The 11,816-nt window shown below is 45.1% G+C and carries 9 protein-coding genes and 1 pseudogene; 6 read left to right on the forward strand and 4 right to left on the reverse strand.

What is annotated here, in order from left to right; genetic code table 11:
- Window positions 1–577 precede the first annotated feature (577 nt).
- Complete coding sequence (locus tag H524_RS0112725) at window positions 578–1,225, forward strand: hypothetical protein (protein WP_027940450.1); 648 nt, start codon at window positions 578–580, stop codon at window positions 1,223–1,225.
- Window positions 1,226–1,658: 433 nt separating this feature from the next.
- Entirely contained in the window at window positions 1,659–2,876 is a 1,218-nt protein-coding gene (gene dapE / locus H524_RS0112730) for a succinyl-diaminopimelate desuccinylase (protein WP_156907625.1), read from the forward strand.
- Between the two features lie 215 nt (window positions 2,877–3,091).
- Here the strand turns inward: dapE and trxB are convergent, their stop codons facing one another.
- Window positions 3,092–4,039, reverse strand: a complete 948-nt coding sequence (gene trxB / locus H524_RS0112740; protein ID WP_027940452.1) for a thioredoxin-disulfide reductase — start codon at window positions 4,037–4,039, stop codon at window positions 3,092–3,094.
- A 798-nt stretch (window positions 4,040–4,837) separates the two neighbouring features.
- Here trxB and H524_RS0112745 point away from each other — a divergent pair.
- The 4 genes from H524_RS0112745 to H524_RS0112760 all read left to right on the forward strand — a co-directional run bounded on the left by H524_RS0112745 (window position 4,838) and on the right by H524_RS0112760 (window position 9,044).
- Window positions 4,838–5,815, forward strand: coding sequence for a flagellin N-terminal helical domain-containing protein (locus tag H524_RS0112745; protein ID WP_027940453.1), 978 nt, complete (start codon window positions 4,838–4,840; stop codon window positions 5,813–5,815).
- A 197-nt stretch (window positions 5,816–6,012) separates the two neighbouring features.
- On the forward strand, window positions 6,013–7,008 hold the full coding sequence (locus tag H524_RS0112750) for a flagellin N-terminal helical domain-containing protein (protein WP_027940454.1): 996 nt from the start codon (window positions 6,013–6,015) through the stop codon (window positions 7,006–7,008).
- Between the two features lie 10 nt (window positions 7,009–7,018).
- A complete protein-coding gene (locus H524_RS0112755) occupies window positions 7,019–8,026 on the forward strand; it encodes a flagellin N-terminal helical domain-containing protein (protein ID WP_027940455.1) in 1,008 nt (335 codons plus the stop codon).
- Between the two features lie 10 nt (window positions 8,027–8,036).
- Window positions 8,037–9,044, forward strand: a complete 1,008-nt coding sequence (locus H524_RS0112760) for a flagellin N-terminal helical domain-containing protein (protein ID WP_027940456.1) — start codon at window positions 8,037–8,039, stop codon at window positions 9,042–9,044.
- 239 nt (window positions 9,045–9,283) lie between these two features.
- On the opposite strand, the gene H524_RS17680 is transcribed toward H524_RS0112760, so the two are convergent.
- The 3 genes and pseudogenes from H524_RS17680 to H524_RS17520 form a co-directional block, all read right to left on the reverse strand.
- Window positions 9,284–10,219 carry a hypothetical protein gene (locus H524_RS17680; RefSeq protein ID WP_052339109.1) on the reverse strand — a complete coding sequence of 312 codons (936 nt, stop codon included), beginning with the start codon at window positions 10,217–10,219 and terminating at the stop codon, window positions 9,284–9,286.
- 337 nt (window positions 10,220–10,556) lie between these two features.
- Window positions 10,557–11,339, reverse strand: a complete 783-nt coding sequence (locus tag H524_RS16905; protein ID WP_084281794.1) for a M15 family metallopeptidase — start codon at window positions 11,337–11,339, stop codon at window positions 10,557–10,559.
- A 135-nt stretch (window positions 11,340–11,474) separates the two neighbouring features.
- A pseudogene (locus H524_RS17520) lies at window positions 11,475–11,816 on the reverse strand (hypothetical protein); the annotation flags it as partial.

Consider the following 11,816-nt stretch of genomic DNA (forward strand, 5'->3'; position numbering starts at 1 on the left):
TAACTCTGTGTTTAGCAAACAGCAAAACAAAAGTCGCCTACCTCATACCAACAATTCTTGTCACGGTGACGATCTCGATAATTATGGCTTTTCTACCTAATTATTGTCTCTTTTTGCCTTGTATTTTGCTCATAGATAAAATCTGTATGACAACGGTAACGTTAATGACTAAGGTTTTTTGCTTTTGCATGGCAAACGCCTTAAAATCTTGAAGTTCTATGCACTTTGCCATTAAGAGCCTCATTGAATATGAGCACATAGTTATGCGTCTCAAGCTTTGGCCATAAGATCATAGCTAGGCATAGCAAAATGCTTAGTGCCTGCATAGCGATAAGATTACAGCAAGACATAGCATTATGCTCGGTACTTGCACAGCTATAAGATCAGAGCTCTGCATAGCAATATGCTTGGTACTTGCACTGCTATAAGATCAGAGCTCGGCAGAGCAAAATAGACACATAATTTAATGCAACAGCTCGATTGTTACAGTTACAAAGTTTGGCTGCCATAAGCCAAATTAGCTTGCTCAATAGTCGCTGTTGTTTGTAGTTGGTTAGTTAAGAATCGGAGTTAAAACATGGCTCATGTAGAGAGAATGCAAACTGAGTGTCCGCCGGATGCCCATAAAGTTATCCGTCCACCTGAGAATGAGGTAAAAGCCACCATTTGCGTCAAGCTCAACGACTCCGAAGCTCAGAAATTTGGCGCTGAAGACTTTTGCAATGCTTTAAGCTTAATGAGTGCAAAGCCACTTATTTGCTGCAGCGAAGAACTGCGCAAGACCATTGGTGAGCACAAGGCTGCAGCTGAAATCGAGCCTCAGTACTTAGTTATCGATGGCGACAAGGCTTATGTAACCTCAGATGACGGTTCACAAGGCCCTACCCGCGACTTTATCGACATGACAGCTGATAGCTCTTTATATGCTGACTTCTTAAATCAGCTCAAAAAGGATCAGTTCATCTTAGTTGACTCATACAGCATGCTCATCTGGCGCTCCATCTCCACTGTATATCCATGGGATGGTCTCCTTGCTGGTGACTACGTACGTCAATACCTTAAGGCTGCAGAGCTTGTTAACGATGAAGATCTCGACCTCTTCTTACAGGTTCGCTATGGCCGCATCGATGGCTTCTCATTAAAGGGTACTCACGCTAACGCCTACCGTTTCTTACAGTTAGAGCGTAAGCTGTTCTTACAATACCCAGATGAGGACGAGGATTAATCCTCAATAACACTGATTACCAACCAACAAAGCCTAGATGGCTTTGTAGGCAAGCACTTAGCCATAGCATCATAATGTCTATGTCACCTGCCGTCGCACCGCTATCAAGCAGCCACAATGTTCTTGATACTTAAACAGCGACGGCTTATTTGTTTCTAGGCAGCCGTTTAGCTGCAAACTCATCGTGAATTACTGCAATAGCATGATCAAATAGGCCATGCTCTCTTTGAGTGCCATAGCAGCATCTACGCGACAAGAATGCACAAAACGCAACTTTGTAAGTTATGCGCCATATAATGGCCCAATGCGTAGAGTAACTAACAGCAAGGATAAGCTCTTACAAACTATGTAGAGCAAATGCACTCTTTGCCCCAGCGTATAGCTAAGATGAACTCTTGGCCACGATGAATAATAAAAGTCTATGAGTGAGAAAATGTCAGATACATTAGAACTGGCCAAGGAACTGATTTCACGCAAGTCAGTTACCCCAAACGATGAGGGTTGCCAAGACGTACTCGAGAAGATCTTAGGTGATGTTGGTTTCCACTGCAGAACCTTAAGAGAAGGCATGTACCCAACCTTTAACCTGTTGGCTCTGTGTTCTAAAGACGAGAAGGCTAACTTTGTCGGTGATCCTAAGATCTTAAATGGCAAACCAGGCCCATACGATGCAACTGGCATCGTCGCTCCTGGTCCATTCACCATTTTCTTAGGTCACACTGATGTCGTGCCTGCTGGTGATGTTAACGCTTGGAGCAATGATCCTTTTACCCCTGTAGTAAAGGATGGTTTCTTATATGGCCGTGGCGCTGCAGATATGAAGAGCTCAGATGCCGCCATGACTATTGCTCTTAGAAACTTTGTGACTAAGCATCCTGATTTTAAGGGCACCGTTGGCTTGCTAATGACCTCTAACGAAGAGGGTGATGCAGTTGGCGGCATTCCTTTTGTTGCTGAGTGGTTCAAAAAAGAGCGTCTATACCCTACTTTCTGTATCGTAGGCGAGCCTTCCTGCTCGAAGAAGTTTGGTGATACCGTAAAGATCGGTCGTCGTGGCTCTATGACTGCTCATATCACCATCAATGGCAAGCAAGGTCACGTTGCTTATCCTGAGCAGATTGACAATGCCGCCCACAATGGCGCTCGTCTTATTGCAGCATTGCTTGAAAAGCACTTAGATGATGGCAATGAGGATTTCCCACCAACCTCCTTTAACGTTACTAACTTTAACGCAGGTGTTGGTGCAGAGAACGTAGCTCCTGGTACTTGCCAGATCATGTGTAACTGGCGCTTCAATCCACTGCAGACTCCATTAAAGCTGCAGAAGATGGTGGAAAAGACCATGGAGAAGTTACGTATCTACGCTACTGTAAGATACGTGATTAATGGCCTACCGTTTATCTCTGAGCGCGATGGACAGCTTGTTAAGGCTATCACTGAGTCAGTGAAGGAAAAGACTGGCGTAACTCCAGACATGAATACCTTAGGCGGTACCTCAGATGGTCGCTTCATCGCTCCATTAGGCACTCAGGTAGTAGAGTTTGGTCCGCTCAATGGCACCATCCATCAGGTCAACGAGTGCACTGAAGTTGAGAACCTCGACACCTTAACTGAGATCTACGAAAAGACCTTAGAAAAGCTGCACCTCTAAACACCATGGCAAGGATCATAAGGCAATAACCTTTAGCAAGTATGCAGCAAAGCAGATTGCTACTGCATACTTGCTCATAGATCTACAATGCCAAGCCATAAGCATCATCATTCTGGCTACGGTGTTCAATCTTGCCGCAACCAACAAAAAGGGGAGCCAATTGCTCCCCTTTTTGTTATGTATAAGCGCCATATCAACAGCGCTAGAAATCAATTTTAGGCAATACCAAGAAGATACTGCTCAACGTCTAAAGCTGCTTGACAGCCCTGACCAGCGGCAACAATAGCCTGATGGTACTCAGGGAATGAACAGTCGCCAGCAGCAAATACGCCAGGGCATGAGGTTGCAGTTACTGGAGTCTTACTCTTGTTAGTGACAATGTAGCCCTTAGAATCAAGATCAATCTGACCCTTGAACACTTCAGTTGCAGGATCATGACCGATAGCTACGAATACGCCATTAAGATCAAGCTTGCGCTCTTCACCCTTAACATCTAAGACAATACCATTTAAGAGATCATCACCAACGTACTCTTTAACGTTAGCGTTTAAGATGAGCTCCATCTTGCCTTGTGCGGCTAACTCATTAACACGATCAACTAAAATCTGCTCAGCACGGAAGCCTTCACGACGGTGAATGAGGTATACCTTTGAGCACAGGTTAGCTAAGAATAATGCCTCAATAAAGGCAACGGAACCGCCACCGATAACAGCAACAGTCTTATTACGGAAGAACATACCATCGCAAGTAGCGCAAGCAGAGATACCACGGCCTTTAAACTTTACCTCAGACTCAATGTTTAAGTAACGAGCACGTGCGCCGGTAGCAATCACAACTGCTTTAGTTAGGATTTCTTCACCACCAGAAAGCTTTAAGCGCTTAATCTCACCTGAGAAGTCAACCTCTGAAACCACATCAGAAATAGACTTCACACCCAGCTCGTTAACATGCTTAATCATGTTCTGCATGATGTCAAAGCCACTAGGATCACCTAAAGCACCAGGCCAGTTGCCTACCTCAGGGGTTGTAGTGAGCTGACCACCCTCTTCAAAACCCTTAACCATAATAGGATTTAAGGATGCGCGAGCTGCGTAGATAGCAGCAGTACAAGCAGCTGGGCCAGAACCAATCACTACTACATTTGCAATATTATCTTGTGCCATATTTTACTCCTGAGCATGTTGGCTCATTATAGACCATCTGACGAGGCAAAACATGCAGCATTACTAGCTGCATGCCTTAAATCCTAAGCCAAAAGACAAACTCAATTTGTGGCCAAACGGATACACTAATTCTTGGCTTATCTAAAAAGCATTGCACCACATACAAACATGCATCTTCACTTAAGCCATGAGGCACAAGGATCTAATCTAAACTCGCTATAGACTAACAATCATAGATTCACTGTGGCTGACTAAACTGCCTTGCTGTATGCATATGGTTGAAACCATAAAAACACATGTATACAAGTGTATTGTCAGATTAAGGCAAAGTCAGTCAACACGCAACACAAACACCCTGCAGTCGCATGATTTTTATCATCTCCAGAAAGCTTTTCTAGCTTCATGTATCAATGCATTGCCATAAAGCCATCATGATTACCTTATTAATAAAACATATCCTTTAACATTTCTCGTAATAATCAACTTAAGGCAATATAAAGAGCTTAAATCGCATCGAGATACCAACATTTAACCGCGATAAAAATCGAATCCACAAAACCATTTATCAAAACACCGCAACACAGTTGCAAAAGGCAATGAGTAAACCTCATCTAATTTGGCATTGGATATGCTTTTTACTAATTACCATCAAGATCAGTGTCCATGAGCACTGCTCTTGTGAATGCTTAGGCAACAAGTATTGCCGCTTATAACAAACAAATAAGCATATATCGTATAGCACCAAGCTTACGATACTACGCAGCTACTATGTCTAAGCTGCTCAAAGGAGAGACCATCATGGCATTGTATGTTAATACCAACGTTAGCTCGATTAATGCTCAACGTAAACTCGCTAACTCAACCTTAGCACTTAACACCTCTTATCAGAGACTGTCATCTGGTCTTCGTATCAACAGCTCCAAGGACGACGCAGCCGGTCTGCAGATCTCCGATCGCTTAACTGCCCAGATTAATGGCCTCAACCAGGGTAACCGTAACGCCAATGACGGCATCGCCTTAGCTCAGACCATCGAAGGTGCTCTTGATGAGACCACCAACATGCTCCAGCGCATCCGTACCCTCGCTGTTCAGGCCGCCAACGGTACCAACACCGAGAAAGACCGTAAGGCCCTCCAAGAAGAAGTTAACGCTTTATCAGACGAAATTACTCGTATTGCTCAAAAGACTACTTTTGCTGGCGCTCAAGTTCTTGATGGCGGTAAAGGTGTAGCCAATGGCTTAATGAGACCAGCAGATGGCAAAGCTCCAGCAGCTGCAGAAAAATGGGAATATTTCTTCCAGGTAGGAGCTAACGCAAAGGACGAAATTAGCCTTCAGTGCGGTGCTTTTACAATGCTGGCTATTTACTCACAAACAGAGCTTAGTGCTGGAAAAAATGTTGAAGGCAAAGATGTGGGAGCAGATCCTGCATTAGCTGGAATTTCTAAAACTAACAACTCTGTACACTGGGTAGTTGATAAGCCAAGTATGGCACAACGTACTCTTTTCTCAATTGATAAGTTCATTGAGTTTGTTGATTCTAAGCGTGCGGCCCTAGGCGCAATCCAAAATCGTATGGAAAGCACCATCCGTAATCAGAGCTCAATTTCTGAGAATGAATCTGATGCACGCAGCCGTATTCGTGATACCGATTTTGCATCTGAGACTGCAGCTTTAACACAGAATCAGATCATTCAGCAGGCTTCACAAACTATTCTGACCCAGGCCAACCAGCGTCCAACTGTGGCACTTAACCTCCTTGGCGGCGGTCAATAGTTAAACCAATTTAGTACCTCGATATCTTAAGGCCGCTTTATCTCCTTGTGCGGCCTTATTTAAGACGAGATTTTATTGAGAGTCCATTTGCAAGCAGCATCTTTAGCTGATGTTTTCAAATGCACTTTTGCAAACAGTATTTGGGAGCTAAGAAGCTATATATCATGGCTCCAAAAATTAGATATGAGTAATCGATTATGGCTTTATACGTTAATACCAACGTTAGCTCCATCAATGCACAGCGCAAGTTAGCTAACTCAACTCTCGCCCTGAATACCTCTTATCAGAGACTGTCATCAGGTCTTCGTATCAACAGCTCTAAGGACGACGCAGCAGGTCTGCAGATCTCTGATCGCTTAACTGCCCAGATTAATGGCCTCAACCAAGGCAACCGTAACGCAAACGACGGTATTGCCTTAGCTCAGACCATCGAAGGTGCTCTCGATGAGACCACCAACATGCTGCAGCGCATTCGTACCCTCGCTGTTCAGGCCGCTAACGGTACTAACACTGCCAAAGATCGTCAAGCTCTCCAAGAGGAAGTAAAGTCTCTTTCTCACGAGATCACCCGTATCGCCCAAAAGACCACCTTTGCTGGCGCTACAGTTCTTGATGGCGGTAAAGCTCCAAACAACTTAATGCGTCCAGTTGCAGGTCAGCAAGGTAACCCTCCAACAAAGTTTGAATACTTCTTCCAGGTTGGAGCCAACGCCAAGGACGAAATCAGCCTGCAGTGCGGTGCTTTTACGATGGAAGGCATCATGAGCATGGCAAATGAGGGTGTGCCCGCTAATGATCAAATCAAATTTGCCGATACCATTGCGAATGCCGGTAAAGATGATCATTTTGGTCTCGTAGTTGAAAACAATAAGAACACAAGTGCATATTGGGTTGTTGCAACACCAGAGGCGGCTCAAAGAACATTAGCCACCATCGATAAGTTCATTGAAACTGTTGATTCTAAGCGTGCGGCCCTAGGCGCAATCCAAAATCGTATGGAAAGCACCATCCGCAATCAGAGCTCTATTTCAGAGAATGAATCTGATGCACGCAGCCGTATTCGTGATACTGACTTTGCTCTTGAAACTGCTGCTCTGACACAGAATCAGATCATTCAACAGGCCTCACAGACTATTCTGACTCAGGCCAACCAGCGTCCAACCGTTGCGCTTAACCTGCTTGGCGGTCGATAGGAGATAGCAAATGGCACTATATGTTAATACCAACGTTAGCTCCATCAACGCTCAGCGTAAGCTTGCTAACTCCACTTTAGCCCTGAACACCTCTTATCAGAGACTGTCGTCAGGTCTTCGTATCAACAGTTCCAAGGACGACGCTGCTGGTCTTCAGATCTCCGATCGTTTAACAGCCCAGATTAATGGCCTCAACCAGGGTAACCGTAACGCAAATGACGGTATTGCCTTAGCTCAGACCATCGAAGGTGCGCTCGATGAGACCACCAACATGCTGCAGCGTATCCGTACCCTCGCTGTTCAGGCAGCTAACGGTACTAACACTGCCAAAGATCGTCAGGCTCTCCAAGAGGAAGTAAAGTCCCTTTCTCACGAGATCACCCGTATCGCCCAGAAGACCACCTTTGCTGGCGCTACAGTTCTTGATGGTGGTGACGCTCCAAATAATTTGATGCGTGAAATTATGGGAGCAAACGGTCAAGGTACCGGAAAATACGAGTATTTCTTCCAGGTCGGAGCCAACGCTAAGGACGAAATTAGCCTTGAGTGTGGTGCTTTTACAATGCTTGGCATCATGAATATGACTAATGACGCCAAAGGAGCCAATGCAACAAAACTTGCAATAGCCGATAATGAAGCTGATGCAGGTAAAGCTGATAAATTCGGATTAGCGCTTTCTGCTAACAATGCACAAAAATCAACTGCTTACTGGGTTGTATCAACACCATCTGCTGCACAAAATACTCTGAAATACATCGATGAGTTCATTCAAACTGTTGATTCTAAGCGTGCGGCCCTAGGCGCAATACAGAACAGAATGGAAAGCACCATCCGCAATCAGAGCTCAATTTCTGAGAATGAATCTGATGCACGCAGCCGTATTCGAGATACAGACTTTGCTCTTGAAACTGCTGCTCTGACACAGAATCAGATCATTCAGCAAGCCTCACAGACCATTCTGTCACAGGCTAACCAACGTCCAACCGTTGCGCTTAACCTTCTTGGTGGCGGTCGATAGGAGGTAACAAATGGCACTGTACGTCAACACTAATGTTAGCTCCATCAACGCTCAGCGTAAGTTAGCTAACTCGACTTTAGCCCTGAACACCTCTTATCAGAGACTGTCCTCAGGTCTTCGTATCAACAGCTCCAAAGACGACGCCGCAGGCCTTCAGATCTCTGATCGCTTAACAGCCCAGATTAATGGCCTCAACCAGGGTAACCGCAATGCAAACGACGGTATTGCCTTAGCTCAAACCATCGAAGGTGCTCTCGATGAGACCACCAACATGCTGCAGCGCATCCGTACTTTAGCTGTTCAGGCAGCCAACGGTACCAACACTGCAAAAGATCGTCAGGCTCTCCAAGAGGAAGTAAAGGCCCTCTCACACGAGATCAGCCGTATCGCCAAGAAGACTACCTTCGCTGGTGCTCAGGTGCTCGACGGCGGCGGTGCCAACACCCTCATGCGTGAAGTTGCTCAAGCTGGTGGTGGCGGCGGTGGTCAAGCTGCTAAAAAGTATGAGTACTTCTTCCAGGTCGGAGCCAATGCCAAGGACGAAATCACTCTTGAATGTGGTGCTTTTGATATGAAGGGCATCATGAGCATGATTAACGCTGGCATCCAAAATCAAAACGATAAGCTATCATTTAAAGATACCGATGCAAATGCAGGTGGAGCTCAAGGTTTTGGTTTAGTTGCAACTGCAAATAACAAATTAAGTCTTGCTTATTGGGCTGTATCACTGCCTTCGACTGCACAGAAGACTCTGCAGTACATCGATAAATTCATTGAAATGGTTGATTCTAAGCGTGCGGCCCTAGGCGCAATACAGAACAGAATGGAAAGTACCATCCGCAATCAGAGCTCAATTTCTGAGAACGAATCTGATGCACGCAGCCGTATTCGTGATACTGACTTTGCATCTGAGACTGCAGCTTTAACACAGAATCAGATCATTCAGCAGGCATCACAAACAATTCTTAGCCAGGCTAATCAGCGTCCAACTGTAGCGCTGAACCTGCTTGGCGGTTAAGAACAATAGATAAGTTGTTGCTTATCTAAAGCTTTAGCTTAACAACTAACTATTGAGGGCAGTTCCTTTGGAGCTGCCCTTCTTTTTTATCCATTGCAAAAGATTGTGACCATGAAAAAAGGCCCTGAGCGGTGAAGCAGAGGGCCTTTAATGCAATAGTAATGAACTTCTTTTGCTGCCTTTCACAGCATTATCGTAATGCTATGAAGGCTAAAATCTAATGAGTTAAAACTCGATTATTACTTCTTAGGAGCGGCCTGTGCGCCAGCCTTGTGGTCGGCAGCCATCTTGTGAACCTTGGTCTTGAGGTCAACAACGAAGTTGCGGATGTCGCGACGAGCCTTGTTCACATCGTTTGCGTACTTAGTAATAGTAGCTGCGTCTTCACCAGCGTTAACCTGAGCCTTTAAGACCTGATCCTTAACAAATAGCTGATCCTGTAAGTCCTGGAGCTTAGCTAACTCAGGAGCAACAAATGCCTCAACCTCAGGGCCTAAGCAAGCCTTTAAAGGCTGGTTATGCTGTGGGCACCAGTCGTTAAGCATACGACGCTTGTGGTTGTTAATCTCATCTACAGTGAACTTCTTAGGACCACGTAAAGGCTGATCTGCACCCATTGGACGAGGACCATGAACTCTTACTGCATGACGTGGTGCTGGTACACCCATAGCTGCAGCACGAGGAGCTGGAGGTGGTACCTGGGCAGCTGCAGGAGCAGGAGGAGCTGGTGGCACTGAAGCAGCAACAGGGGCAGGTGGTGCTGGAGGAACTGGAGCAGCCACAGGTGCTGGCGGTGCTGGAGGCACTGGAGCAGCAACCGGTGCTGGTGGTGCTGGAGGTACTGGAGCAGCCTCAGGAGCTGGAGGAACTGGTGCAGCTACAGGTGCTGGTGGTGCTGGAGGAACCTGACCACGCATTGCATGGTGATGACGTGGTGGCACCTCGCCGCCCATTAAATGACGTGGTACTGGAGCACCGGCACGAACAGCAGAAGCTGCTTGTTGTGCACGAGGACAGTTCACATCAAAGTTTGGGCAATCAAGATTGCCGTAACCTGGAACGATCTGAATCTGAGTAGCAACAGGTGCTGGAGCTGCTGGAGCCTCGGCGGCTTGAACACTAAATGAAGTTGCAGCTAATACTGCAGCAGCGGCTAAACTCAACTTTAAAGACATATCAATCACCCAATATATAAACAAACCTATCAAACTTGCTGCTAACTTCCATAAATCAACTCATATAGCCCTAGCACAAGTTTGACCATACTGCAGAAAATTGCAGCGAAATATACCTACTTTGTTATTGTAGGCAATGTCTTTGATATACACATAATAAAGATGTTAAATTAGCTGTTGCTTAGGTTTGTTATATTTCGTTATCTATGCATAAAAATCTAGATACAGATCATGATTTTGCAAAGTTATGCGAGCATGTTTGCCCATAATTAATGCACTAAAAGCCATACACCAACACTGTATAAGAGCTTTGTGAGCGATTTTTAAAACAAAGCAATTAGCTTGATAGCTTGAGCATAGTATTAATGCGCTCTTGAGTCATAACTTCACGAACATAACGGCTGAATGGCAAGTCAGCATTCTCTACGTAAGCTATAGCCGCTTCAACATCGTAATGTACTAAATATTTATCTGCTGTTTGAGCATGCGAGATATGCCAAGGCTCTGGGCCTACAGCTATCTGACCGTTTTCAATTCTCTTTGCAACATTACTTGCCTCATCTGTAATGCAAGTAGATAACACTTTCACCTTTTCAGATGAAGAACTAGCATCATCTAGCTGAAGTTTTGGCATATAAGGATTTGAAAAGCCAAACTTTTCTATGCTTTCATTCAGGTAGACACCAAACTCACTGAAATAAGAGTCACTCAGATATTCATGATACGTAAGCTGTAAACTCTGTCCTTGAGGAAGTCTATCTTGAGCATACACATCTAAATCAGCGCCAATATGATGTCTTGAAAAACCTGGCATAGCTGAAAAAAGCAAAATTGCCTTTAAGCGCTCCACCGCATCATCAGGTATTGCTTGTAATGGCTGCTCATGAATATCAAGGATCTTGCGCTCACCGCGAAACTTAGCTGACACAATACGAGCTTGAGCCTCAAAAGATCTAAATGCTGAGCATGCTTGTAAGTTAAAGCCTTGCTTTCTAGCGTCGTCTTTTAGCTCCAAGAAGGCCTCTTTAACTTGAGGTAAACACATTAAGGGCGATTCTTCAGAAAGTTTTACCAAGCCATTGTCTGATAAACCCAGGCACCTTTCCTTAAACAGATCCATCTAAATCCCCCCAAACAAAAGCGACACCAAAATAGCTTCTAAAACTAAGCAACTATAACTTGTGTCTATAAAAACAAAAAGCCCAGGTTTTACCCTGGGCCTTTGATGGGCTTACGCCCTTAAATTTAGTTTTGACTACTTAGTGGTAGCTGGTGAACTGGTATCATCAGCGCCTGGCATTTCAAACGCATCGTCTGACATATCGCCAAGACCGCTTGCAAATGCGTCATCACCATCGATGTCACCAAAAGTGCTCTCATCGAATCCTGGTAAATCACCATCTGCACCGAACTCTGCTGAATCATCATTGGTAAAACCAAAGTCTTCATCAGAGCCTAATGAACCAAATGCATCATCTGCAGATGCGTCGGCTGCATCAAGACCACCGAAAGCATCGTCACCTGAAGCATCAGCTGCGTCTAAGCCACCAAAGGCATCGTCACCTGAGGCATCAGCTGCGTCTAAGCCACCGAAAGC

Source organism: Anaerobiospirillum succiniciproducens DSM 6400 (assembly GCF_000482845.1).
GTDB lineage: Bacteria > Pseudomonadota > Gammaproteobacteria > Enterobacterales > Succinivibrionaceae > Anaerobiospirillum > Anaerobiospirillum succiniciproducens.